22 protein-coding genes are annotated in these 25,432 nt (G+C 69.6%); 12 read left to right on the top strand and 10 right to left on the bottom strand.

The features are described from left to right. Positions 1-203: TIGR04563 family protein (locus FMP39_RS24120; protein WP_141592578.1), on the bottom strand; the 203-nt coding region annotated here is incomplete at its 3' end. Positions 204-209: 6 nt separating this feature from the next. Further along, positions 210-413 carry a TIGR04563 family protein gene (locus tag FMP39_RS24115; RefSeq protein WP_002638649.1) on the bottom strand — a complete coding sequence of 68 codons (204 nt, stop codon included), beginning with the start codon at positions 411-413 and terminating at the stop codon, positions 210-212. A gap of 454 nt (positions 414-867) precedes the next feature. Between FMP39_RS24115 and tilS the strand changes: the two genes are divergently transcribed. Then, positions 868-2,223 carry a tRNA lysidine(34) synthetase TilS gene (gene tilS / locus FMP39_RS24110; protein WP_141592577.1) on the top strand — a complete coding sequence of 452 codons (1,356 nt, stop codon included), beginning with the start codon at positions 868-870 and terminating at the stop codon, positions 2,221-2,223. A 180-nt stretch (positions 2,224-2,403) separates the two neighbouring features. Continuing rightward, the gene (ftsH, locus tag FMP39_RS24105; protein ID WP_090490779.1) at positions 2,404-4,320 is read left to right on the top strand and encodes an ATP-dependent zinc metalloprotease FtsH; all 1,917 of its coding nucleotides are present in this window, start codon (positions 2,404-2,406) and stop codon (positions 4,318-4,320) included. A gap of 100 nt (positions 4,321-4,420) precedes the next feature. On the opposite strand, the gene FMP39_RS24100 is transcribed toward ftsH, so the two are convergent. The 3 genes from FMP39_RS24100 to FMP39_RS24090 form a co-directional block, all read right to left on the bottom strand. After that, a complete protein-coding gene (locus FMP39_RS24100) occupies positions 4,421-5,347 on the bottom strand; it encodes a pirin family protein (protein ID WP_141592576.1) in 927 nt (308 codons plus the stop codon). A gap of 31 nt (positions 5,348-5,378) precedes the next feature. Then, positions 5,379-6,074 (bottom strand): pirin family protein, encoded by a 696-nt coding sequence (locus FMP39_RS24095; RefSeq protein WP_141592575.1) that lies wholly within the window; start codon positions 6,072-6,074, stop codon positions 5,379-5,381. 128 nt (positions 6,075-6,202) lie between these two features. Next, entirely contained in the window at positions 6,203-7,084 is an 882-nt protein-coding gene (locus FMP39_RS24090; RefSeq protein WP_141592574.1) for a LysR family transcriptional regulator, read from the bottom strand. A gap of 134 nt (positions 7,085-7,218) precedes the next feature. On the opposite strand from FMP39_RS24090, the gene FMP39_RS24085 reads away from it, so the two are divergent. From FMP39_RS24085 to tsaE, 8 genes are all read left to right on the top strand, one after another. Next, positions 7,219-7,767 (top strand): YceI family protein, encoded by a 549-nt coding sequence (locus FMP39_RS24085; RefSeq protein ID WP_141592573.1) that lies wholly within the window; start codon positions 7,219-7,221, stop codon positions 7,765-7,767. Positions 7,768-7,838: 71 nt separating this feature from the next. Then, positions 7,839-8,243: an OsmC family protein gene (locus tag FMP39_RS24080; RefSeq protein WP_141592572.1), complete on the top strand. Its 405-nt coding sequence runs from the start codon at positions 7,839-7,841 to the stop codon at positions 8,241-8,243. Positions 8,244-8,329: 86 nt separating this feature from the next. Beyond that, positions 8,330-9,544 (top strand): dihydropteroate synthase, encoded by a 1,215-nt coding sequence (gene folP, locus FMP39_RS24075; protein ID WP_141592571.1) that lies wholly within the window; start codon positions 8,330-8,332, stop codon positions 9,542-9,544. A gap of 261 nt (positions 9,545-9,805) precedes the next feature. Then, positions 9,806-11,200 (top strand): phosphoglucosamine mutase, encoded by a 1,395-nt coding sequence (glmM, locus tag FMP39_RS24070; protein WP_141592570.1) that lies wholly within the window; start codon positions 9,806-9,808, stop codon positions 11,198-11,200. Between the two features lie 111 nt (positions 11,201-11,311). Next, complete coding sequence (locus FMP39_RS24065; protein ID WP_026113891.1) at positions 11,312-12,037, top strand: pyridoxine 5'-phosphate synthase; 726 nt, start codon at positions 11,312-11,314, stop codon at positions 12,035-12,037. A gap of 6 nt (positions 12,038-12,043) precedes the next feature. Further along, entirely contained in the window at positions 12,044-12,424 is a 381-nt protein-coding gene (gene acpS, locus FMP39_RS24060) for a holo-ACP synthase (protein ID WP_141592569.1), read from the top strand. A 4-nt stretch (positions 12,425-12,428) separates the two neighbouring features. Next, positions 12,429-13,964 (top strand): NAD(P)H-hydrate dehydratase, encoded by a 1,536-nt coding sequence (locus tag FMP39_RS24055; RefSeq protein ID WP_141592568.1) that lies wholly within the window; start codon positions 12,429-12,431, stop codon positions 13,962-13,964. Further along, positions 13,961-14,446 (top strand): tRNA (adenosine(37)-N6)-threonylcarbamoyltransferase complex ATPase subunit type 1 TsaE, encoded by a 486-nt coding sequence (gene tsaE / locus FMP39_RS24050; protein ID WP_141592567.1) that lies wholly within the window; start codon positions 13,961-13,963, stop codon positions 14,444-14,446. The genes FMP39_RS24055 and tsaE overlap by 4 nt, the downstream gene beginning before the upstream one ends. Before the next feature lie 84 nt (positions 14,447-14,530). On the opposite strand, the gene FMP39_RS24045 is transcribed toward tsaE, so the two are convergent. From FMP39_RS24045 to FMP39_RS24025, 5 genes are all read right to left on the bottom strand, one after another. After that, positions 14,531-15,394, bottom strand: coding sequence for a class II glutamine amidotransferase (locus tag FMP39_RS24045; RefSeq protein WP_141592566.1), 864 nt, complete (start codon positions 15,392-15,394; stop codon positions 14,531-14,533). Positions 15,395-15,484: 90 nt separating this feature from the next. Continuing rightward, positions 15,485-16,750 (bottom strand): imidazolonepropionase, encoded by a 1,266-nt coding sequence (hutI, locus tag FMP39_RS24040; protein WP_141592565.1) that lies wholly within the window; start codon positions 16,748-16,750, stop codon positions 15,485-15,487. Between the two features lie 3 nt (positions 16,751-16,753). Then, positions 16,754-17,509: a hypothetical protein gene (locus FMP39_RS24035; protein WP_141592564.1), complete on the bottom strand. Its 756-nt coding sequence runs from the start codon at positions 17,507-17,509 to the stop codon at positions 16,754-16,756. A 2-nt stretch (positions 17,510-17,511) separates the two neighbouring features. After that, positions 17,512-19,167 carry a urocanate hydratase gene (gene hutU / locus FMP39_RS24030; protein ID WP_011554344.1) on the bottom strand — a complete coding sequence of 552 codons (1,656 nt, stop codon included), beginning with the start codon at positions 19,165-19,167 and terminating at the stop codon, positions 17,512-17,514. Between the two features lie 108 nt (positions 19,168-19,275). Further along, positions 19,276-20,475: a BON domain-containing protein gene (locus FMP39_RS24025; RefSeq protein WP_141592563.1), complete on the bottom strand. Its 1,200-nt coding sequence runs from the start codon at positions 20,473-20,475 to the stop codon at positions 19,276-19,278. Between the two features lie 240 nt (positions 20,476-20,715). On the opposite strand from FMP39_RS24025, the gene FMP39_RS24020 reads away from it, so the two are divergent. Continuing rightward, entirely contained in the window at positions 20,716-23,094 is a 2,379-nt protein-coding gene (locus tag FMP39_RS24020) for an FdhF/YdeP family oxidoreductase (RefSeq protein ID WP_141592562.1), read from the top strand. A 15-nt stretch (positions 23,095-23,109) separates the two neighbouring features. Then, complete coding sequence (locus FMP39_RS24015) at positions 23,110-25,428, top strand: hypothetical protein (RefSeq protein WP_141592561.1); 2,319 nt, start codon at positions 23,110-23,112, stop codon at positions 25,426-25,428. The last annotated feature ends 4 nt before the right edge of the window (positions 25,429-25,432 follow it).

Here is a 25,432-nt window from a genome sequence, read left to right as displayed (position 1 = left end):
GGCGCGGGGGCCGCGGGACGAGGAGGCGGGCTGAGCACGTCGTTGACCGACGGCATCTTCCGGATGTCCCCGCGCGCCACCTTCCACGCTTGCTGGACAATCCAGGACAGCGAGCGGTCCTGCCTCGTCGCCTCACGCTGGATCTCCTCCAGCATGTCCTCGGGGAAATACAGACTCTGTTTACGATGGTCCGTCGTAGCCATCCGTCGTTACTCCTCCCGAGGGTCCTGGCGCTCGTCGCCAGTCACGTCATTCACGGCGGGGAACGACTTGATGCGCTCGCGGGCGATCTTCCACGCCTGCTGCACGACCCAGGAAAGGGAGCGGTCCTGGCGGGTCGCCTCTTCCTGGATCTCCTTCAGCATCTCCTCGGGGAAGTACAGCGACTGCTTGCGCTTGTCGGTGCCTGCCATACTTGGGTCTCCGGGGCGGATTCGGGGTGACGACCTGAACACACCTGGGCCGTTATCCGACAGACTCCCAAGTGGGTCAACGGTTTCCAAGGACTCATTCCGAGGTCGCACGGTCCGTCCCCGTGCTCGTCCAGTTGCACGTAAGCTGTGCAACCATGCGCGAAAAAGGAAACGCCCCGGACTCCACGAGGGAGTCCGGGGCGCTTCGGAAAGAGGGACCGCCCGGGGAAATCTCCAGGCGGGCCCGTGGACCCAGAGGGGGAGGGGGGGGACCCCTAGGTCCAACAGCTCAAAATCCGACCGTCTCAAGAACAGCGTTCGCGGCCGCGTGTATTTCCGCTACCGCATCAACGCCGATTCGATGTTGTGGCGATCATAAGAATCAGCCCCCCTGCCTTCAACCGCACGTGCCTCTGTAACCCGCTCACCCGACACTCCATTCCACCGCAGTCCGATGCCCCGTCACGATTCCGCCACGCAGCTGCTGACGACGACGCTTCAAGAGGCGTACACCCGGCTGGGACTCGAGGGAGGTTCGGTGCTGCTCGCCGTTTCCGGCGGCGCGGACTCCACGGCCCTCCTGGTGGGAACCGCGCTCGTCGCCGAGCGACTCCGGCTTCGCGTGGAGGTGGCCTCGCTGGACCATGGCCTGCGTCCCGAAGCGGTGGAGGAGGCCCGCCAGGTGTCCGTCCTGGCGGCCGCGCGGGGGCTGCCCTGCCACGTCCAGGCGCTGCGGCTGCATCCAGGGGCCGGCATCGAGGCGCGCGCGAGGGAGGCTCGCTACGCGGCGCTGGAGGCGCTCCGCCTCGGGCGGGGCCTGGACGTGGTGGCCACCGCGCACACCGCCACGGACCAGGCGGAGACGCTGCTCATGCGCCTGGCCCGAGGCACCGCCCTGCGCGGCGCGGTGGGCATCCACGAAGCGCGCCCCGGACTGGTGCGTCCCCTGCTGTCGTGCACGCGGGAGGAGGTGGTGGCCTTCCTGGCGGAACAGGGTGTCGCCTATGTGACAGACCCGATGAACGCCGACCCTGTCCACTTCCGGACGCGCGTTCGCCTTGGAGTGCTACCCGCGCTGTCGCGCGCCGCCGGCTTCGCGGTGGAGGGGCACCTGGCCGCCTTCGCGCGCGTGGTCGCGGAGGACGAGTCGCTGCTGGCGTCCATGGCGGACGCGGCCTTCGACCGGCTGCGCCTGGAGGATGGCGCGCTGGATGCGGTGGGCGTGCGCGCGCTGGAGCCCGCGCTGCGCCGGCGGGTGCTCGCCCGGCTGGTGGCCGGCACGGAGGCCGCCGTGGATGAGGCCACGCTGGCCCGCGTGCAGCGCGCGGTGGCCCAGGGCGGCACAGCCACGTTGGGCAGGGGCTACGTGCTGCGCGCGACCAGCGGACGGGTGCGCTGCGTGCGGCAGGTGCCGTCCAACCCACCGGCTGAACTCCGGCTGGAGCACGCGGGTTCGCGGGGCGCGCTCGTGGGGACGGGCTGGAATTTTTCCGTCGAGTTCGCACCTCCACCTGCGGGCGTGCTCGGGCTGGCGCTCGGGGACGGGACGCGCTGGCCGCTGACCGTGCGGACACGCCGCCCCGGCGATCGGGTGTGCACTGCCGGGGGACAACGCAAGCTCCAAGATGTGTTGGTTGATCTTCGAGTGCCCGCAGAAGCACGGGCCACGCGGCCGGTGGTGGCGGATGCCGAGGGGCAGGTGTTGTGGCTCCCCGGCCTCTGGTCTCCGGTGGCTCCGCGTGCGGCCGCCAGGGAGTACCTCTGGGCGGTCCCTCCCGGTTCGAGCATTCAGCGGACCGCGGCGTTATAGAGTGGCAGAGTCGCAGTTCGGGGGATGGGCGCGGCCCCCTAAATAGTTGAGGGCTTTTTGCTGTTGCTGATACGGTCCGTCGCTGGGTAGCTCGCCTGGTGTCGGCCAAGTGATGGATAAAGCTGGGGTTCTTCCCAGCGCGGCCCTCATCCCGCCGAGTTCCGAAAGGGCAGCTGACACGTGCGTTCGACTTACAAGACCATCGGGCTCTGGGTCATCCTGATCGTCCTCTTCGTCGCCTTCTACAATTTCTTCTCCCAGGGCAACGACCAGGTCCAGGAACCGTCCTTCACCCAGTTGCTGACGAAGGTGGAGGAGAAGAAGGTCCAGGAGGTTGCCGTCAAGGGCAACACCTACTCCGGCAAGTTCACCGACACGTCGGAGAAGTTCCGCACGACGGGGCCGGCGCCGGATGCGGCCATGCTGAACCAGCTCCGCAGCAATGGCGTGGACGTGAAGTACGAGCGGGAGGAGCAGAACAGCCTCTGGCTGACCATCCTCGGTCAGTGGATGCCGGTCGTCTTCCTGTTCCTGTTCTTCATCTTCTTCATGCGCCAGCTCCAGGGTGGCAGCGGCAAGGCGATGACCTTCGGCAAGTCGAAGGCCAAGCTCCTCAGCGAGAGCCACAACAAGGTCACCTTCGCGGACGTGGCCGGCGCGGACGAGTGCAAGGAAGAGCTCGAGGAGATTGTCGCCTTCCTCAAGGACCCGAAGAAGTTCACCAAGCTGGGCGGCCGCATTCCCAAGGGCGTGCTGATGATGGGCTCGCCGGGAACGGGCAAGACGCTGCTCGCCCGCGCGGTGGCCGGCGAGGCCGGCGTGCCGTTCTTCTCCATCTCCGGCTCGGACTTCGTGGAGATGTTCGTGGGCGTCGGCGCCAGCCGCGTCCGTGACCTCTTCGAGCAGGGAAAGAAGAACGCCCCCTGCATCATCTTCATCGACGAAATCGACGCCGTGGGCCGTCACCGTGGCGCGGGCCTGGGCGGTGGACACGACGAGCGCGAGCAGACGCTCAACCAGCTCCTCGTGGAGATGGACGGCTTCGAGTCCAACGACGGCGTCATCCTGATTGCCGCCACCAACCGTCCGGACGTGTTGGATCCGGCGCTCCAGCGTCCCGGCCGCTTCGACCGGCGCATCGTGGTGCCGCGTCCCGACGTGAAGGGCCGCCTGGGCGTGCTGAAGGTGCACACCCGCCGCGTGCCGCTGGCGCCGGAAGTGGACCTGGAGGTCATCGCTCGCGGTACGCCGGGCATGACGGGCGCGGACCTGGAGAACCTCGTCAACGAGTCGGCGCTGATGGCCGCGCGGCAGAACAAGGAGCGCGTGGACCTGAGCGACTTCGAGGCCGCCAAGGACAAGGTCTTCATGGGCCCCGAGCGGCGCTCCATGATCATGACCGAGAAGGAGAAGAAGAACACCGCCGTCCACGAGGCGGGCCACGCGCTGCTGGCCAAGCTCCTCCCGGGCTGCGACCCTCTCCACAAGGTCACCATCATCCCGCGCGGCCAGGCCCTGGGCGTCACCTGGAGCCTGCCCACCGAGGACAAGGTCAACGGCTACAAGAAGCAGATGCTGGACCAGATCTCCATGGCCATGGGCGGCCGCATCGCCGAAGAGCTCATGTTCAACGAGATGAGCAGCGGCGCCGCCAACGACATCGAGCGTGCCACCGAGACGGCCCGCGCCATGGTGTGCCGCTGGGGCATGAGCGAGAAGATGGGCCCCCTGGCGTTCGGCAAGAGCGACGGTGAGGTGTTCCTGGGCCGCGACTTCAACTCGTCCAAGGACTACTCCGAGGACACCGCCCGGCAGATTGACGCCGAGGTCCGCAGCATCGTCGTGGGCTGCTACGAGCGCGGCAAGAACCTGCTGACGGAGAACATCGAGGCCCTGCGCCGCGTGTCCGACGCGCTGGTGGAGTACGAGACGCTGGACGCCGAGGACGTCAACATCCTCCTCCAAGGTGGTCAGCTGACCCGTGAGCGTCCGCCCCCGCGCGTGAATGCGCCCCCGAAGGCGACGGAGAAGAAGGACAAGCGGAAGATTCTCGACGCGCTCGAGGGCCTGCCGACGATGGAGCCGAAGAAGGCCTGAGCGTCACGCCCTTCCAGCGGTTGAGCTGAAATGAAGAAGGCCCTTCCCAGCAAGCGTGGGAAGGGCCTTCTGCTTTGCGGGCTTCCGGGAGTCCGCGCGCCTACGGGTAGCGCACGGGGAGGGGGGCCTCGGGCAGGGGGATGAACTCCGTCTCATCCGGGACGGCAGCGAAGCGGCCAGCCTTCCAGTCCTCCTTTGCCTGCTCCAGCCGCTCCTTCGAGCTGGAGACGAAGTTCCAGAAGATGTAGCGCGGCCCGTCCATGGGCTCCCCGCCGAGCACCAGCAGCCGCGCCGCCGCGGTGGCGCGGAGGGTGACGGCACCGCCGGGCCGAAAGACGAGCAGCTCTCCCGGCTCGAAGGCCATGCCGTCCACCTCCACGGTGCCCTGGACGAGGTACATCGCCCGCTCCTCGTGCTCGGCCGGAACCACGAAGCGCGCGCCGGCCTCCAGCGCCACGTCCGCGTAGAACATGTCCGACAGCGTCTGCACCGGCGAGCGCTGACCGTGCACGGTGCCGGTGATGACGCGCATCCGCGCGCCCTCGCCCTCGTGGACGGGCATCTGGTCCTCGGGGTGGTGGACGAACGCTGGGGCCGTCTCCTCGTGGCGCTTGGGCAGCGCCACCCACGCCTGCATGCCAAAGAGCTTGCTGCCCGCGGCGCGTGGGCCGGGGCCGGTGCGCTCCGAGTGGACGATGCCGTTGCCCGCCGTCATCCAGTTCACCGCGCCGGGGCGGATGGGCTGCACGGTGCCCAGGCTGTCCCGGTGCATGACTTCTCCGTCGAAGAGGTAGGTGACGGTCGCCAGCCCGATGTGCGGATGCGGTCGCACATCCAGGCCGTGGCCGGGTTGGAAGCCGGCGGGGCCCATCTGGTCCAGAAAGATGAAGGGCCCCACCATCCGGCGGCGGGCCGAGGGCAGCGCGCGCCGCACCTCGAACCCGTCGCCCAGGTCGCGTGAGGGCGCGACGATGAGTGTCTCCATCGAAGGAGGAAGCTGCCCCGCGTTCAAGTCGTCCCGGCTCATGTCGTGCTCTCTTTCGTTCAGCGATGTGGCCTCAGGCCAGGTCGAACAGCAGCGCTTCCACCGGCTCCGTGGCGGAGAGGACGAGCTGCGACTCGTCCGCCACCGCGGCGCCGTCCCCCGCCTTCAGCTCCACGCCGTTGAGCGTGGCCTTGCCCCGCGCCAGCTGCAGCCAGGCGTGGCGGCCCGGAGCGAGCGTGTACGTCGCCTGTTCGCCCGTGCCCAGCAGCGTCGCGTGAAGCACCACGTCCTGGTGCACCGTGAGGCTGCCGTCGCGGGCGTCCGGGCTGGCCACCACCCGCCAGCGGCCCTGGCGCTCGGCCTCCGGGAAGGCCTTCTGCTCGTAGCCAGGCGTCAGGCCCTTGCGGTCCGGGATGATCCAGATCTGCAGGAAGTGGAGGTTCTCATCCGCGCCGTTCATCTCGCTGTGCAGCACACCGGTGCCGGCCGTCATCCGCTGGATTTCACCGGCGCGCAGCAGGCCCTCGCCGCCCGTGCTGTCGCGGTGGGCAATGGCGCCGCTCAGCGGGTAGGTGATGATTTCCATGTCCCGGTGAGGGTGCGTACCGAAGCCCTCGTGGGGCGCGACGCGGTCCTCGTTGATGACGCGCAGGGCTCGGAAGCCCATGAAGTCCGGGTCGTAGTAACTGGCGAAGGAGAAGGTGTGGTGGGAGTCCAGCCAGCCGTGGTTGGCGTGACCGCGGGCTTCCGAGGGGCGAATGGCAATCATGGCGTTCCTTTCCGCGGCAGAACCTGGATGGCGGCCGCTGTTTCGAGAGTCATGATGTGCGTGAGGGCCTTTCGGGACTAGGCGTGGACAATGGGAAGCATCGTTCCACGGATGGAACGACGTCCTGTTCAGCCGGGGATGGGCCAGTGCTCGCGCAGGCACTCCACGAAGGCCATCACCTTGGGGGAGTGGTGCCGCGTGCTCGGGTAGACGGCGTGGACGGGGGCGCCCGTGGAGCTCCAGTCCGGCAGGATGCGCTGCAAGCGCCCGGCGGCCAGCTCCGAGGTGAAGGGGAGGTTGGGGAGCAGGGCGATGCCGGAGCCTGCCCGCGCCACCGCGTAGAGCATGTCCGGCTCATTCACGACGATTCGGGCGGGCACCTTGATGTCCACCGAGCGGTTGCCGGAGTGGAGCGTCCAGACGTTGTTCTCCAGGCCCGCGCCGAAGAGGAGGCAGTCATGCTTCTCCAAATCCTTCGGCGCCTTGGGCGTCCCGCGCGCCTTGAGATAGCTGGGCGCCGCGATGACGACGCGCTCCACGATGCCCAGCCGCCGCGCCATGAGTGACGAGTCCGCCAGCCGCCCGGCGCGAATCGCTACATCGAAGCCTTCCGCCATCAGGTCCACGTTGCGGTCGGTACACACCAGCTCGAGCTGGACCTCGGGGTACTGCTTGATGAAGGTGGACACCAGTGGCCCGATGAAGCTGAACGTCAGCGGCGTCGTCACGCGCAGCAGGCCATGGGGGGCGGCCTGCATCCGCGTCACGGCCAGCTCGGCCTGCTCCGCCTCCGCGACGATGCGCGCGCAGTGCTCGTAGTACGTCCGGCCCACGTCGGTGAGCCGCAGCTTGCGTGTGGTGCGCTGGAGCAACTGCGCGCCGACCCGCGTCTCCAGCTCCGACACCTTCCGGCTCACCGTGGACTTGGGCATCCGCAGCCCACGCGCCGCGGCGGTGAAGCTGCCTGCCTGGACGACGCGTGCGAAGACGAGCAGCTCGTTGAGGTCCATCTCCCGTCCTTCCCGGAGCGTTGTTCCGTGGGTGGAACAGTTCTTCCAGTCTGGCCCATCTAATCAAGCCCGGGGGGCCCCGCTACCTTCCTCCTCGTCGAACACACCGCTTCACACAAAAAGGAAGGCACCTCATGGCCACCACGACCTGGAACATCGACACCACCCACTCCGCCATCCACTTCTCCGTCCGCCACATGGTCATCGCGAAGGTTCGCGGCAGCTTCCGCAAGTACAGCGGCGCCATTTCGCTGGACGAGCAGGACATCACGAAGTCCTCCGTCGCCGTCACCATCGAGACGGCCAGCATCGACTCCGGCGTCGATCAGCGTGACAACCACCTGCGCTCGCCGGACTTCTTCGACGTGGAGAAGTTCCCCACCATCACGTTCAAGAGCACGAAGGTGGAGAAGGCGTCCGGCAACGGGCTGAAGGTGACGGGCAACCTGACCATCCGCGACATCACCCGCGAGGTGGTGCTGGACGCCGAGCAGCTCGGCGGGGCCAAGGACCCGTGGGGCAACGTCAAGACCGCGTTCGAGGCGAAGACGTCGGTGGACCGCCGCGACTTCGGCCTGACGTGGAACCAGGCGCTGGAGGCCGGCGGCGTGCTCGTCGGTGAGAAGATTGAAATCGCCATCGAGGTCCAGGCGGTGAAGGCGCAGGCCGACCAGGCGGCCTGAGCCACCCACGCGGACCGCTCCGGAGGCGCCTTCACCGGGCCTCCGGTCCACCTTCTTCTCCCGGAGCCCCCATGACGACCCACACCCAGACCGAGAAGCCCGGAGCGTTTCGCCAGGTCCTGCAGACCGGCACCCATACCCTGCATGCGGACGTGGCCCCCGCGCTGGGCGGAGAGGACTCCGCGCCCGGCCCGCACGACTACTTCGACGCCGCGCTGGCGGCATGCAAGGCCCTGACGGCCACGTGGTACGCGAAGCGTTACGGCCTGGCCCTGGAGCGTGTGGAGACGCACGTCGAACGGGATGATTCGCGGGAGCGGCAGGGCACCTACACGCTGAAGGTGAAGCTGGCGTTCCACGGGGCGCTGTCGCCGGCGGACACGCAGCGGCTGTACAACGCCGTCGCGCAGTGCCCCATCCACAAGCTGATGACGACGTCCACGGTGGACATCGTGACCGAGCCGCTCGAAGCCTGAGCCCCCGGGCGCGCTCGGGAGCGGTAGGGTAGGGAAGCGCGTCCCGTCCTGGTGGCGGTACGCGGTCCCCTCCCTGGAGCCTCCCGATGATTCGCGCCCGCCCCCTGACTTCGGAGCACCCGGAGGACCTCATCCTGGCCTTCCGGCGGATGGGGCTCACGGAGGCCACGCAATGGGCCCTGCTGGAGACGCTGCCATTCACTCGGCTCCTCCTCACCGGGTTGAGCCCCCAGGACGAGGCCTTCCTCCAGACGCTGTCTGAGGCGTTCCCCGAATGGCTTCCCGGGGACGTCCATTCCCGTTCAGGGACGGGGCTGCTGACGGGGCGCGCCGAGCAGTTCCAGCGGCTGGTGACGGCTGCTCGCGCCGACGCCCGGGGCCTGTCCGCGTTGGCATCGGCGGTGGCGTCCGCGCTGGCCGCGGGCGTGGCGCCCGCGGTGCTGACGCTGGGCGAAAGGCGCTTCGAGTGGGGCTCCCGCACCTACGTCATGGGCGTGGTGAACGTGACGCCGGACAGCTTCTCGGATGGCGGGCGCCATGCCGGGGCGGACGCCGCCATCGCCCACGGGTTGGCCTTGGCCGAGGCGGGGGCGGACCTGCTCGACGTGGGCGGCGAGTCCACCCGGCCGGGCTCCCTGCCGGTCAGCGCCGACGAGGAACTGGCGCGGGTGATTCCCGTCATCGAGGGCCTCCGGGCCCGGACCGATGTGCCTCTTTCCGTGGACACCACCAAGGCCGCGGTGGCGCGCGAGGCGTTGAAGGCCGGTGCGCACCTCATCAATGACATCACCGGCTTCAGCTCCGATGCCGGCCTGCCCCGCGTGGTGGCCGAGGCCGGCGCCGCCTGCTGTCTGATGCACATCCAGGGCACTCCGGCCACGATGCAGCAGGCGCCGCGCTACGACGACGTCGTCGAGGACGTGCTGGCCTTCCTGGAGGCCGCCATCCTCCGGGCCGAGTCGGCGGGCATCCCTCGGGGGCGCATCCTCCTGGACCCCGGCATCGGCTTCGGGAAGACCTTCGAGCACAACCTCTTCCTGCTGCGCCGCCTCCCGGAGCTGCGCGTGCTGGGGCTGCCGTTGCTGGTGGGCACGAGCCGCAAGGGCTTCCTCGGCCGGTTGGCGGGCGGCAAGCCTGCCTCCGAACGGCTGGCGGCGACGTTGGGCTCGGTGGCCTCCATGGCGGCGCTGGGCGGGGCCGACGTGGTCCGCGTCCATGACGTGACCGAGGCCCGGGACGCGCTGGCCGTCGCGGACGCCATCCGGAGGTGCGAAGACGGAGGAACGTTCTACGCCCGGTAACAAGGTGTGGCTTACAGCCCTCAAGCTGTGGCGGGAACCTTCACCTTCCGCTGGCCGCTCCCCGAGCCGCCGTGTATGGACGGCTGCGATTCGGTTGGTACTGATTTCGCAACCTCTTTTAGTCTGCGTCGGCCCGCATGCCTGGGTGGTTGCCCAGGGAGCAATGGGTTCCTAACTTCGAGCCCGGGTGGTGGGCGGGGTATAAGCCCCGACGTCGAGAGGCCGGCGCAGGCCCGGCGTGGGAAAGGCGGAGCGGCACACATGGCGTACAGGATGAACATGCCTCCGAAGGAGGCGCAGGCTTCCCAGAAGCTGTTCGGCACGGATGGTGTTCGCGGGAAGGCGAACGTCTATCCCATGACTGCCGAGGTCGCGATGCAGCTCGGGCGGGCGCTCGCGTTCCTCATCCGCAACGGCCCGCACCGCCACCGCGTCATCGTGGGCAAGGACACGCGGCTGTCCGGCTACATGTTGGAGCAGGCGCTGGCCTCCGGCCTCACCTCCATGGGCGTGGACGTGGAGCTCGTCGGGCCGCTGCCGACCCCGGGCATCTCCAACATCACCACCTCCATGCGGGCGGACGCGGGCGCTGTCATCTCCGCGTCCCACAACCCCTACGAGGACAACGGCATCAAGTTCTTCTGGCGCGACGGCTTCAAGCTGCCGGACGAGACGGAAGGCAAGATTGAGGAGCTGGTGTCCAGCGGCTCCATCGACTCCATCCGCCCCACGGCCACGAAGATTGGCCGGGCCTTCCGCATGGAGGACGCGCGGGGCCGCTACATCGTCTTCCTGAAGGCCACCTTCCCGCGCGAGCTGACGCTGGAGGGGATGACCATCGTCGTCGACTGCGCCAACGGCGCGGCCTACAAGACGGCGCCCGCCGTGCTGGAGGAGCTGGGCGCCAAGGTGATTGCGCTCGGCGTTTCGCCGGACGGCAAGAACATCAACCACAAGTGTGGCGCCCTCTATCCGGAGAACCTGGCCAAGACGGTGGTGAAGCACGGCGCGCACCTGGGCATCGCCCTGGACGGTGACGCCGACCGCCTCATCGTCGTGGACGAGAAGGGCAAGGTCGTCGACGGCGACGCCATCATGGCCATCTGCACGGGCGAGCTGGTGGCCCGCAAGCAGCTGAAGAAGAAGATGTTGGTCTCCACGGTGATGAGCAACATCGGCCTGGAGCGCGCGGTGGCGCGCTGGGGCGTGAAGGTGGCTCGCACGCGCGTGGGTGACCGCTACGTCGTCGATGAGATGCGCCGCAATGGCTACAACCTGGGCGGCGAGCAGAGCGGCCACCTCATCTTCCTGGACCACACCACCACGGGGGACGGAACCCTGGCGGCGCTCCAGTTGCTGGCGGTGATGTGCCGGGCGGGCAAGCCCCTGAGCGAGCTGGCCTCCATCTTCGAGCCCGTGCCCCAGACGCTGCTCAACGTCGTCGTGAAGCAGAAGAAGGAGCTGGGCGAGCTCCCGACGGTGATGAAGGTCATCAAGAGTGTGGAGCAGCGGCTGGGCAACACCGGCCGGGTGCTGGTGCGCTTCTCCGGCACCGAGCCCAAGGCCCGCGTCCTCATCGAGGGCGAAGACGCCGCCCGCAATCAGGCCTACGCGAAGGAAATCGCGGACGCGCTGTCCAAGGCCCTCAGCGTCTGAGGGCCGCTGCGAACGGTGGTTGACTTCCGGACGCAGCCAGCGTGAAGAAGGACCGGCGCGCACCGGGGCCTTTCGACAATCCCATGGCCGCGCATGAGCGAGGTGCGGTCGATGGGACAGCGACTGGGTGTCAACGTGGACCATGTGGCGACGCTGCGTCAGGCGAGGCGCACCACGTATCCGGATCCGGTGACGGCCGCGGCGCTGGCGGAGCTTGCCGGCGCGCAGCAAATCACCATCCACCTGCGTGAGGACCGGCGTCACATCCAGGACCGGGATTTGCGCATCCTCCGTGAGACGGTGCAGACGCTCCTGAACCTGGAGATGGCCGCCACCGCGGAGATGGTGAAGCTCGCCTACGAGCACAAGCCGGACGTGGTGACGCTGGTGCCCGAGCGCCGCGAGGAGCTCACCACGGAGGGCGGCCTGGAGGTCGCCAACCAGCGCGAGCACATCGCGAAGATCATCAAGAACCTGAAGGACGGCGAGATTGCCGTCTCGCTCTTCATCGACCCGGACCTGGACCAGGTGCGGGCGGCGCACAAGGTGAACGCGGACCGCATCGAGCTGCACACGGGCCGCTACTGCGAGGCGCGCAACGAGAAGGAGCGGGCCCGGGAGCTGGCGCGCATCATCGACGCGGCCAAGGCGGGCACCAAGCTGGGCCTGGGCGTGGCCGCGGGCCATGGGCTCAACTACGACAACGTGCACCCCATTGCCCGCATCTCCGAGATCGACGAGCTGAACATCGGGCACGCCATCGTCGGTCGCGCGGTGCTGGTGGGCTTCGAGCGGGCGGTGCGTGAGATGCTCGAAATCATGCGCAACCCGGGGTAGGGCGCCATGGGAATCCGCGGCCTGGGCCTGGACATCTGCTCCATCTCCCGCATCCAGCGCATCCTGGACGGGCCTCGCGCGGAGCCCTTTCTGAACCGCGTCTACACCGAGGCGGAGCGGGCCCTCTGCGGCCGGCGCAGTGACGCGGCCAGTGCCTATGCCGCGCGCTTCGCCGCCAAGGAGGCTCTGGTGAAGGCGCTGGGCGCCCCGCCGGGCATCCGCTGGAAGGACATGGAGGTCCGGCGGCAGGGCGGAGCGCCTTATTTCGCACTGTCCGGCGTGGCCCTGGAGGTCATGGAGGCGCGAGGGCTGGAGGCCTTCCTCGCGCTGACCCACGATGCGGACGTCGCCGCCGCCACGGTGGTGCTCCAAGCGAAGGGGGATTGAAGCCATGTTGCGCGTCCTCACCGCCGCCCAGATGCGTCAGGCCGAGCAGGCCGCCGAAGCCCGCCACGGCATGCCCTCCGCGTTGCTGATGGAGAATGCCGGGCGGGGGCTCGCGGAGGTGGCTCGGGGACTCATCGGCCCGGGTGGGCGCTACGTGGTGGTGTGTGGACCGGGCAACAATGGAGGGGACGGGCTGGTGGCCGCGCGCTTCCTCCGGGAGGGCGGCGCCTGCGTGTCGGTGGTGATGGTGGGCGACGCCGCGAAGCTGACGCCCGAGGCGCGCCGGAACGTGGAGGCGGTGAAGGGCTTCGGTGTGACGCCGCGCACGCTGGAGGCCGTGGAGCCGGCCAGGCGCGGTGACGTGGTGGTGGACGCGCTCTTTGGCACGGGCTTGAGTCGTGCGCCCGCGGGGGCCTTCGCGGACGCCGTGTCGGCGATTCGCGGCTGGCGGGCAGCAGGGGCCAAGGTCGTGGCGGCGGATGTGCCGTCCGGGCTTCAGAGCGACACGGGAGCGGCTTTCTCGCCGTGTGTGGAGGCGGATGCCACCGTGGCGTTCGGCTTCCTCAAGCCGGGGCAGGTGCTGGAGCCGGGGGCCTCGCTGTGTGGCCGCGTGCACCGGGTGGACATCGGCATGGGCGGCGAGTCCTCGAAGGAGGTCTCCGGTCCCGAGCTCTTCGTGGTGGAGGAGTCGGACGCGCGCCGCACATTGCCGGCGCGGAAGGCGGGCTCTCATAAGGGGACCTTTGGCCACGTGCTGGTGGTGGCGGGCAGCCGGGGAAAGACGGGGGCCGCGGCGCTGGTGGCGAAGGCGGCGCTGCGCTCCGGGGCGGGGCTCGTGACGGTGGCCGCTCGCGCGGATGCGCTGGACACCATCCAGGCGCATTCAGCGGAAATCATGGGCATCCCGCTGGAGGCTTCCGGGCCGCTGGGCATGGGTGACCTGGACGCGCTGGTGGCGGCGGCGGAGGGGAAGGATGCGCTCGTCATCGGGCCGGGGATTCCTCGGGGGCCGAAGACGGGGGCGCTGATTGGCGAGCTGTTGTCGCGCGTGGAGGTGCCCGCGGTGCTGGACGCGGACGCGCTCAATGCGGTGGCCACGGACTTGTCGGTGCTGCGCCGGGCGAAGGCGCCGGTGGTGATGACGCCGCACCCGGGAGAGATGGCCCGGCTGACGGGCAAGTCCACGAAGGAAGTCCAAGCACACCGGCTGGACGTGGCGCGGCAGTTCGCCGTGGGCTTGAAGGTGACGCTCGTGCTGAAGGGAGACCGGACGCTGACGAGTGACGCGGACGGGCGCGTGTACCTCAACACCACGGGCAACCCAGGAATGGCGACGGGGGGCTCGGGGGATGTCCTGTCCGGGATTTGTGGCGCGTTCCTGGCTCAGTCGTTTCCGGTGCCCACGGCCATCTGGACGGCGGTGTATGCGCACGGGCTCGCTGGGGACCTGGCGGCGGCGAAGCGCGGGCAACTGGGATTGGTTGCAGGGGACATCGTGGAGCAGGGGCTGTGCGAGGTGTGGCTGCGGTGGGAGCGATGAGCACGGAAGCGTCGGCTGCGCGTGTGCGGACGGTACGGCTGGAGTCTCCCGAGGAGACGCACCGGCTGGGGGTGCGACTGGGTGAGTTGCTGGAGCCCGGTGACTTCGTGGGGCTGATTGGCGACCTGGGCGCGGGAAAGACGCACCTGGTGCGCGGCGTGGCGGACGGGGCGAACGTTCCTCGCTCCGAGGTGGCGAGCCCCACGTTCGCGATTGTGTATCCGTATTCGGGACGCATCCCGCTGTACCACGCGGACCTGTACCGGCTGACGGACTACGACGACCTGTACGCCACGGGCTTCCTGGACCTGGAAGGCACCGAGAGCGCGATGCTGGTGGAGTGGTTGGACAAGATTCCGCAAGCCGCGCCGCGTGACTACCTGCGCGTCACGCTGAAGCACGCGGGCGGCGAGGCACGCGAGCTGACGGCGGAGGCGTTCGGTGTACGGCCCGCGGCGTTGCTTGACGCGTGGATGGGCTGACTCGAAGCGACAAAAGTCCCGACATTTCCGAACAGCGACCTCGCAGCACCAGCGCGCTGCCATCAGCGCGGGTCTCCAAAGCCCTCAGGCCAGATTGGGCGACGCGGCCGGCTTCACGGCGGGGAAGAGGTCCGGGCCCGCGAGCTCCGGCACGCGCCAGTGGTGGAACACGAGGTTCGCGTCCACGCCGATGACGTCTTCTTCGGCCACCGGTGCCCAGTACGGCCCGCCACACAGCGACTCACTTGCCACGACGAGCTGCTCCAGCTTCGTCCCTGGCGCTGGCAGCGTCGACACGTCGTCGCGCGACGGGCCCGTGGACACGAACAGCGTCCGGTTGCGCCGCGAGGCCACCATCAACTCGCCGTCAGACACGAGGAAGTTCATCGCCGAGCGGCCATCCTGTCCCACGGCATCCGTGATGGCGGCCACCAACGACATCGTCTCCGCCAGCGCGCGCGCCACGGCCTCCACGGGGACCTGCCGGTCAATCGGATGCCGGGCACCCAAGCGGGTGAGGAACAGGTAGAAGCACCGCTCGCTGTCCGTGGTGCCCCTGATGTTCGTCCGCAGGCTCGGGCAGATGAGCGCTTCCACGGCAGCCCGGTGCTGCGCGAACTCCCGCAGCGTACCGTTATGCACGAACGACCAGCGGCCATGCAGGAAGGGGTGCGAGTTGCGCAGCTCCACCGCGCCCACCGAGGCCAAGCGGATGTGCGCCACCACCGTGTGGGAGGACACCCGGCTGCTCACCCGCTCGAAGTCCGGGTCGCTGTGCGCGGGCCCCACACCGTGCGCCACCACCGGCGCCTGCTCGGCGCCGTAGGCCGCGATGCCCCATCCATCCTTGTGCTCGCGCGACTGGATGAGGAGCGAGTTCTTCTCCGTTACCAACGAGGGGTGTACGGCGGCAGGAATCGCTGAACGGAATCCAAATAGTCGGCACATGGCTAGCAACGAATATTCTTAACGTCCGGCCCTGACGGATGTCGTTCCGTCTTTATCCACTCGGAGCCGCTGTGTCTCTGCGACGCCGGTTCACGCGCAACCATCCATCTGCTGCCGGACAGCGATGCGTCCGGCCTTCACGACCACTCGCGCGTGCGCTACCCCTAGATGGTAGGGCAGGTGGCGGTACGAAGCACAGCTGAAGACCACCAGGTCGCCCGCGTCACCCACGGTCAGCCTTCCGTGCTGTTGCAGCCCCAAGGACATCGCCGCGCCACGGGTGGCTCCCCAATACGCCTCTGCCGCAGTAAGCCCGTTTTCCAGACACGCAAGTCCCAGCGCCAGTGCTGTGTTTTCACTCATGGCGGAACCGGGGTTGACGTTGGTGCCCAAAGCGACGTTGAGCCCCGCATCGCGGATGCGGCGTCCAGGCGCGTAGGGCCGCATGCGCAGGAACAGCGTGGAGGTGGGAACGAGCACCGCCGTGACGTTGGCGTCCGCCAGCGCCTTGAGTCCCGCGTCCGTCACCTGCTCCAGGTGGTCCGCCGTGGCGGCCCCCAGCTCCGCGGCGAGCTCGGAGGCACCACACGCGGTGAGTTGGTCCGCATGCAGTCGCGGCACCATTCCCAGTGCCCGGCCCGCGCTCAAGATGCGGCGCGCCTCGTCCACGGTGAAGGCGCTGTCTTCCACGAAAACGTCACAGAAGCGCGCCAGCCCCTCGCGCGCGACGGCGGGAAGTATCTCCTCGATGCACAGCCGCACGTAGTCCTCGCGCTTGCCGCGGTACTCCTCCGGCACGGCGTGCGCGCACAGCAGCGTGGGGACCAGCTCCAGCGGCGTCAGCGTCCCGAGCCGCCGCACCGCGCGCAGCATCTTCAGCTCCGTCGCCAGGTCGAGCCCGTAGCCGCTCTTCACCTCCGCCGTCGTGACGCCCTGCTCCAACAGGCGCTTCGTGCGGGGGAGGGCGAGCCGCACCAGCTCCTCCTCGCTCGCGGCCCGCGTTGCGTGCACCGTGCCGGCGATGCCACCGCCCGCCTTGGCAATCTCCAGGTAGGTGGCGCCCTGGTTGCGCAGGTCGAACTCCGCCGAGCGCTCACCGGCGAAGACGAGGTGCGTGTGGGGGTCCACGAAGCCGGGGCCCACGAAGCCACCCTGGGCGTCCACGACTTCGGTGCCAGGGCCCACCGCGCCCGTGGGGAGGCCGGCCTCGGGGCCCACGTAGGCGATGCGTCCTTCACGCACACCCACCACCGCACCTGGGCGTGGGGTGAGGGCGTCCTCCGCGCGCTCGCGGTGCGAGCCTTCCACCGTCAGCACTTCGGAGGTGTTGCGCACCAGCAGGTCCAGCACGTCCATGGCTCAACGTCCTCCGCGTGCGCCCATGATGGGCACGTTCCAGCTCACACCCTTGCCAACCTTCGCGCGGCCGAACCCGCCCGACAGCTCGAAGTCGTTCTTTCCGCCCCAGGAGATGCGCGCCGCCACCACGCCGCCGTAATACAACGCTTGCTCGTTGCGCCCGTGCGACGCCACCGTGTGCCACGACGCGAAGGGCACCAGGCCAATGGACACGTTCTTCTCCGGCTGCATCGTGAGCGCGCACGACACCTCCGCGCCGAAGATGGTGCCCGGCCCGCCGCGCGGGGTGCCCACCCCGAAATCACTGGCGCCTCGCAGCGACAACGCCGGGGCCAGGCCCAGCCGCTCCGAGCCCACGTAGTACGAGGCCCCGGCGTACAGCCCGTACCCGGGCAGCGGGATGGGCAGGAGGAACTCGCCCTGAAGCCCGGTGTGCAGGTGCAGCCGCTCGGACACGGGCACCGTCAGGGCCGCGTCGAACGCCACGCCCCACTGCTGCGTGGAGAAGCTCGACTCGTTTCCCCGAAAGCTGTTTCCCGTTCCGAGGCCGCCCTGCGTCCCCGCGATGGGCGCGCTCAGCCGGGGGCCGGAGCGCATGCCGACCTGCATGACGTTGCGGTCCGGCGCCCCGGGCCCCATCCGCATCACCATGGGGCCCATCGCCGTGGGGGCGCACCCCGTCAGTCCCACGACGGCGGCGCCCCACAGTCCGACCCCTGCCGCGCACAAGCGCTTCACTGCGGCCTCCTGCTTCATTTTCAGGTGGTGATGCCGGGAATCTTCACGCCGCGCTCTTTCGCCACCTCGATGGCCTCCGGGTAGCCCGCGTCCGCGTGGCGCAGCACGCCCATGCCGGGGTCGCTGGTGAGCACGCGCTCGATGCGGCGCGCGGCCTCCGGCGTTCCGTCCGCGACGATGACCTGACCGGCGTGCAGCGAGTAGCCCATGCCCACGCCGCCGCCGTGGTGGAAGGACACCCACGACGCGCCGTTCACCGCGTTCACCAGCGCGTTGAGGATGGGCCAGTCCGCCACCGCGTCCGTGCCGTCCTTCATCGCCTCCGTCTCGCGGTTGGGCGACGCCACCGAGCCGCAGTCCAGGTGGTCCCGGCCGATGACGATGGGCGCCTTCACCTCGCCCTTGCGCACGAGCTCGTTGAACGCGAGGCCCGCCTTGGCGCGCTCGCCATACCCCAGCCAGCAGATGCGCGAGGGCAGGCCCTGGAACGCCACGCGCTCCTCGGCCATGTTCAGCCAGCGCTGGAGCGAGGCCTTCTGGGGGAACAGCTCGCGCACCACGCGGTCGGTGACGCGGATGTCCTCCGGGTCACCGGAGAGCGCCACCCAGCGGAAGGGCCCCATGCCCTCGCAGAAGAGGGGACGGATGTAGGCGGGGACGAAGCCGGGGAACTCGAAGGCGTTCTCCATGCCGCCCAGCTCCGCCTGGCCGCGCAGGTTGTTGCCGTAGTCGAAGACGTGGCTGCCGGCCTTCTGGAAGTCGTTCATCGCCTGCACGTGCATCATCATCGACTCGCGCGCGCGGCGGACGTACGTCTCCGGATCCCGCTGGCGCAGCTCGGCGGCGGCCTCCAGCGACAGGTCCGTGGGGATGTAGCCGTTGAGCGGGTCATGGGCGCTCGTCTGGTCCGTGACGAGGTCCGGCTTGATGCCGCGGCGGTACAGCTCGCGGAACACCGACGCCGCGTTGCCGATGACGGCGATGGAGCGGCCCACGCGCTTCTCCTGGGCGTCCTTCACCAGGGCCAGCGCTTCATCCAGGTCCTTGGCGACGACGTCCAGGTAGCGCGTCTCCACGCGGCGGCGAGCGCGCGTGGGGTCGATTTCCACGCCGAGGAACACCGCGTTGTTCATGGTGGCGGCCAGCGGCTGCGCGCCACCCATGCCACCCAGACCGCCGGAGAGGATGAGGCGGCCCGCCAGGTCGTCGGTGCCGAAGTGGAAGCGGCCGGCGGCGGCGAAGGTCTCGTAGGTGCCTTGGAGGATGCCCTGCGTGCCGATGTAGATCCACGAGCCCGCGGTCATCTGGCCGTACATCATCAGGCCCTTCTTCTCCAGCTCGTGGAAGTGCTCCCAGTTGGCCCAGCGGCCCACGAGGTTGGAGTTGGCGATGAGCACGCGCGGCGCGTCCGGGTGCGTGCGGAAGATGCCCACGGGCTTGCCGGATTGGACGAGCAGGGTCTCATCGTCGCCCAGGTTCTGGAGGCTCGACACGATGCGGTCGAAGGAGGGCCAGTCGCGGGCGGCCTTGCCGGTGCCGCCGTAGACGACGAGGTCCTCGGGGCGCTCGGCGACGTCCGGGTCGAGGTTGTTCATCAACATCCGGAGCGCGGCCTCCTGGACCCAGCCCTTGCAGGACAGGGTGGAACCGTGGGGGGCGCGGATGACGCGGGACATGAACGGACTCCTAGAGTGTGGCGGACGGAAAGGCCCGGCACACTACCTGAACCGGGGTGCTTCCGGGCCACCGCGATGTCCGCGTCGCGCCGCGTCGCGTCCGCCGCCTCACGAATGCAGCGTGTCGTCGTCGGAGGCGTCCATGCCCGGAGTCTGGACGGGGCTGCGTGACGCGGGCCGGTCCACGACGCCGTCCTCGCGGTCGATGCGAATGTCGTTGATGACCTCCTTCACTCCCAGCACGTCCCGGGCGAGCGCTTCCGTCGCGTGCCGTTCATCCTGGCTGCGCACCACGCCGGCCAGCAGCACCACGCCGTCCCGCACACGGATGTCCACGTCCGCGGCGTCCACCCAGCTCTGCATCAGCCCGTCACAGAGGTCCGCCAGGATTCGCTCACTGGAGCGCCGGTAGCCCCGCGGCGCGCGTCCCCGGGGGGGCGCCCTCACAGGGCCTTCGGGCCGGTAGCGCCCACCCGAGAAGCCACCTTGCCCCAGGTCGTGGTCGTCCGGGCGTGACGGACTGGTGGAGTACCCATCCCACGGTGGCGCCATGTTCTCCACACCGGGGCCATGGCCCGCAGGCTGTGTGCCCCCGTAGCGGACATCCGTTTCGGCCATGTGGCCGGCGGCGCGCCAGGGCCGGCCCCGGTCCATGCCGCCCGCTTCCCGTCGTCGGCGCTCGTGGGCGTCGTCGGCGCCTCGGTGGCCATGGCGCCTCCCGCCGTGCCCCCGGCGCTCTGGCATCTCACGGCCGCCCCGGCGTCCTCCCTCCGTCCCCACGTCCTCCAGGACGCCGAGGTAGGGAGGCTCCAGGCGCCAGTCCTCCGCGACTTCGCGGAACGTGCCGCTGGGGCTGTAGCCGGGCCGTCTGGCGATGCGCTCCGGGTCGAAGTGCCGGGCGCGGCGGTCCAGCTCCCGGTCCAGGTCGAAGTCGCGGCCATACTCCCGGCCCTGGTCCAGGGCGCGCGCGGCGCGTCCGAAGTCCACGTCTTGTTGGTAATCGCGTGTGTCCCGGTCCCTCGCCGCGTCCCGGAAGTGCCGCTCGCTGTCGAAGGTGCGTGGAAACGCATCATCCTCGGAGGCCCAACCGCCTCGGCGGTGCTGGTCCCGTTGTCGCTCGGCGCTGGCGTCCTCCCGCTCGAAGTCGCCCCTGCGTTCGGACCCGCGCTCGTCGCCGTGCGCATCCCTGGCCGGGGCGCGGGCCCAGGTGTCCCTCGGATGGGTGTGTTCGTCCTCCCAGCCCCTCGAGGACCGCTGCTCCCGCTCCCTGTCTCCCCATCGCCGGTCGTCATCGCGCCTGCCGTTCATCTGGATGGCCTCCTCTCGTTGAGCGTTCGCCCAGGGCCTGTCTCCTGACGTTCTGGACCGCGAGCGCCGCTGGCAACGCAGGCAGGCCCCGTCAGAGGCCCGGCCGGGCATGGGGGCCCCGGAGTGGCCGCTGTATGCCGGGGGAGGCGCCGGTCGTTCCATGAGCATTCCCGCGCGGCCAGAGCGCGGTAGAGTCCACAGCCGCGGCCAGCCAGCCGCGCGATGCCTGGAGGGAGTGCCATGGACGACGGGAACCGGAACGCACAGGGGCCTGGCGCGCGAGCGTCGTCCGCGCTCACGAAGGCAACGCCCTGCGCCCAGCCTCCCGAGGAGGCCCGTGGACCCACCGTGGGGCCCATCGCGACGGTGGCGGGCGGCCTCCCCGCCGTCATCTCCGCCATACGGCACGTCTACGGTGAAATGGACGTGGTGCGCGGGACGAAGCTGCTGCTCAAGGTGAACCAGAAGGAGGGCTTCGACTGCCCCGGCTGCGCGTGGCCCGACCCGGGACACCGCTCCATGGCGGAGTTCTGTGAGAACGGCGCCAAGGCGGTGGCGGAAGAGGCCATGGCCGCGCGGGCGACGCCGGAGTTCTTCCGTCGATGGAGCGTGGCGGACCTCGCCCTCCAGACGGACCACTGGCTGGGCAAGCAGGGCCGGCTGACGCACCCGATGGTGCTCCGCGAAGACGCCACGTACTACGAGCCCCTGTCCTGGGACGAAGCCTTCGCGCTGGTGGCCGAGGAGCTGAACGCGCTCGACACGCCAGACGCCGCGAGTTTCTACACCTCCGGGCGTACCAGCAACGAGGCGGCGTTCCTCTACCAGCTCTTCGTACGGCAGTTCGGCACCAACAACCTGCCGGACTGCTCGAACATGTGCCACGAGTCGAGTGGCTCCGCGCTCAACGAGACGGTGGGCATCGGCAAGGGCACTGTCACGCTGGAGGACTTCGACCAGGCGGATGCCATCTTCGTCATCGGGCAGAACCCGGGGACGAACCATCCGCGCATGTTGTCGTCGCTCGAGGCCGCCGCGCGACGGGGCTGCCAGATTGTCAGCATCAACCCGCTGCCGGAGACGGGGCTCAACCGCTTCAAGCACCCGCAGGACGTGCTGCACCTCATCGGGCCCGGAACGGCGCTCAACTCCCTGTTCGTTCAGGTCCGCATCAACGGTGACGCCGCGCTGCTGCAGGGCATCGCCAAGGCGCTGTTCGAGATGGAGGACGCGAACCCTGGCTCGGTGGTGGCCAAGGGCTTCATCGACGACAAGACGCTCGGCTTCGAGGCCTACGCGGCCCACATGCGCGCGGTGAAGTGGGAGGACGTGGAGGAGGGGAGTGGGGTGCCGCGCGCGCAGGTGCTCGCGGCGGCGGAAATCCTCGCGCGCTCCGAGCGCACCATCTTCTGCTGGGCCATGGGGCTGACGCAGCACCGCAATGGCGTGGCGTGCATTCAGGAAATCGTCAACCTGGCGCTGCTGCGCGGCGCTATCGGCAAGCCGGGCGCGGGCCTGTGCCCGGTGCGTGGTCACAGCAATGTGCAGGGCGACCGCACCATGGGCATCTGGGAGAAGCCGCCCGAGGCCCTGTTGACGGCGCTGTCCCGGGAGTTCGGGTTCGAGCCGCCGCGGCACCACGGCATGGACGTGGTGGACACGCTGCACGCCATGCACGACGGCCGGGTGAAGGTGTTCTTCGCGCTCGGTGGAAACTTCCTCTCCGCCACGCCGGACACGGAGTTCACCGCCGAGGCCCTGCGCCGCACGCGCCTCACCGTCCACGTGTCCACCAAGCTCAACCGCTCGCACCTGGTCCACGGACGGCGGGCGCTCATCCTGCCGTGCCTGGGCCGCACCGAGCGCGACGTGCAGGCCGGCGGGGCCCAGTTCGTCACCGTGGAGAACTCCATGGGCGTGGTGTCGTCTTCGCGGGGCTCGGTGGCGCCCGCGTCGGAGCACCTGCTCAGCGAACCCGTCATCGTCGCCCGGCTGGCGACGGCGGTGCTGGGGGCGCGCTCTCGCGTGCCCTGGCTGTCGCTGGTGGAGGACTACGACCGCATCCGGGAGCAGATTTCGCGCGTCATCCCCGGCTTCGATGACTTCAATCGCCGCGTGCGGGAGCCGGGCGGCTTCGCGCTGCCGAACGGTCCGCGCGAGGGACGCTTCACCACGACGAGTGGCAAGGCGCACTTCACGGTGCATTCGCTACAGCCCATTGCCCTGGAGCCGGGGCAGCTCCTGATGATGACGATTCGCACGCATGACCAGTTCAACACCACGGTGTACGGGCTGGATGACCGCTACCGCGGCATCCGCAATGGCCGCCGGGTGGTGTTGCTGCATCCCGCCGACATGAAGGCGCAGGGGCTGGCCGCGGACCAGCTTGTCGACCTGCGGAGCCACTTCGAAGGCGAGACGCGGCTGGCGCGTGGTTTCCGCGTGGTGCCGTACAACATCCCGCGCAGGTGCGCGGCCACCTACTTCCCCGAGGCCAACGTCCTCGTTCCCGTGAACAGCTTCGCGGAGAAGAGCCGCACGCCCACGTCGAAGTCGGTGGTCATCAGCATCACCCCGGCCGGAGAATCGCGGGCCCTGCCCGCTGGCGCGGTGGCATGAGGCGCGTGAGAGAGCATGCAGCCCGTCAATGAAACCGGGTGGCCGGAGTCGCTCCGGTCCCTCTATGAGACGGTGACGGGGACGCCCGCGGCGGAGGCCATGGCCGCGTCCACCCAGTGGCGCGAGTCCTTCGCCGCCTGGGTGCGAGGCGCTTCGCTGGATGAGCGCACCCTGGCGCAAGCGGCGGCCTGGAGCCGCCTGGACGAGGGCGAGCGGACCCTCGGCGAGCTGTTGTTCCTGCTCTCTTCATGCAGTGAGTTGCTGTGGCCCTACGCCGTGCCGCCCCGGGGCCTGCTGCCGCGCTTGATGGCGCGGCAGGAGACGATGCTGGCCGCGTTGCTGCAGGTGGGGGACGCGGACACGGCCGCGCGGGTGCGGCGTGAGACGGAGGCCACCGTCACCACGGTGCTGACGCGCATCCTGAAGCGGCACCCGGACGCGCTCCAGTCCCTCGTCGGCGACGCGCCGTGTACCTTCGACGGCCGGTCCCTGCGCTTCCACGGCGCGGTGGAGGTGGACCTGCGTCAAGTGTTGGGCACCGGCGCGAAGTCCGTTGCGCTGCTGGAGCAACTGCGCGCGCTGATGCCGGCGACGGCGGCGGACGGGCGCGACCGGTTGGCGGAGTTCATCCGGACACGGGCCGCGCGGCTGCCGTGGCGGGAAGCTTCGGAGGTCCTGGCCGAGCGCCTCTTCTCGCTGGCGACGTCGCCGGAGGGCCGCAGCGGCATGAGTGGCTTCCTGGCGTGCTACCCCGGTGGACGCAAGGAGCCGGACTGGTGCGCTCGGGCGGGGCTCTTGCTGTCGCGCACGCTGGAGGTCGGCGGTCCTCCCGAGGTGGTGGAGAACCTGTGCGAGCTGCTGGCGCGCTTCGATGCGCCACCGGTGGACGGCCTGCGCGGGGCGCTGGGCGCCTTGGTGAACGGCGACTTCGAGGCCTCGGCGGACCTGGGCCCCGTGCGCTTCGTGCTCGACCACTGCCAGGCCACGCTGCGCAAGGGCGAGCCGGGTCTGGTGCTCACGCTGCTGTGGCTGGAGGAGCGGCTGTTCCGTGCCGCCGTGCGCAAGGGCGCGCCAGATGCCTTCGACCGCCGCAAGCGCGCGCTGTCGAAGCTCAAGCCGGGGGCGCCGGGATTCGACCAGCTCCACTGGCTGGCGGAAGAATGTGCCGAGCTGTGGCCTCGTTTCATGCCCGGTGCCGTGCGGCCCGGTCTGGACGAGCTGGCGGCGTGGCGTCAGGAAGTCGCCGACCGCGTGGGGCGCAAGCCCGTGCTGCGCAAGGCGGCCATCGAGTTCTTCCTCTGGTGCGCGCCGGATGCCGCTTCGTCCGAGGCAGAGCTCACGGTGCTGGCGCTGGTGCGCACCGCGACCGACCGGCGACAGGTGAAGCGGCTGAAGGAGCACCCGTCGTCACGCGTTCGCCTCCGCGTCCGGACACTCCAGTCCTGGTTCCAGGGCCCGTCGGCGAAGGGGAAGCCGGGCGCCCCCGTGGAGCCTTCGCCGGCTTCGGGCCCCGCGACGCTGACGGAGGCGTTGCGGCACCTGCATGTGACGCGCGCGGTGCCGCTCGGAGGCCGGACGTGGCTGCGTGACCGGGACCTGGAGGAGCTGTTGCTGGGCGCTTTCGGTCGAGTGGAGGCGGAGTTCTCGTCTCGCTATCCGGAGCGCTTCCGCGAGGACACCGAGACGCTGGCGGCGGACCTGCTCGAAGCACTGCGCGCCGAGCTGGCGCGGGTGAAGGCGGACGTCGCCGCGTTGATGGCCCAGGGGCAGCCCTCTCCGTGGGAGCTGTCGATGACGGTCCGGCGCCGTGAACCGGAGCCCGTGCCCGAGCCTGTCCCGGTGGACGGCGAGGCGGCTCCGGACGCCGTGCCTCCGCCTTTGGCCGCCGCGCGGCTGGGGGTGGAGGTGGCTTTCGTCCTCGACGTGGCGGTGGGCGACTTCCTGCGCACGCGGCGCGTGGTGTCCGTGCAGGTGGTGAAGCTCGAACAGCGTGGAGAAGGTCAGTGGCTGCCCGCCTTCCGGTTGGGCCGGGAGCACCTGGACGCGCAGTTGCTGCGGACCGACGCCGCGTTCTGCCTGTTCCTGGCGCCTCCGTTTCCTCGGGCCGAGTGCTGGGTGGTTCCGTCGCGAACGGTGCGCGCGATGATGGAATCGCAGCGCTCGCTGTCGGGTGTTCCGCGAGACGGGGTGCAGCGGGTGGCGCGCTCACTGTCCCACTGGCTGTTGGGCGACCTCGTCGGTCTGTGGACGGGGGACGAACGCCCGGAGTCGTTTGCCCGGCTGTCTCGCGCGGAGGACGGGCCGGACTTCGTCGTCGAATGGGGCCTCCGGTAGCGCT

Origin of the sequence: Myxococcus sp. AB056 (assembly GCF_006547365.1) — a bacterium.
GTDB classification, from domain to species: domain Bacteria; phylum Myxococcota; class Myxococcia; order Myxococcales; family Myxococcaceae; genus Myxococcus; species Myxococcus virescens.
Note: the sequence above shows the minus strand (reverse complement) of the source record. Positions and strands in the feature narration are given on the sequence as shown.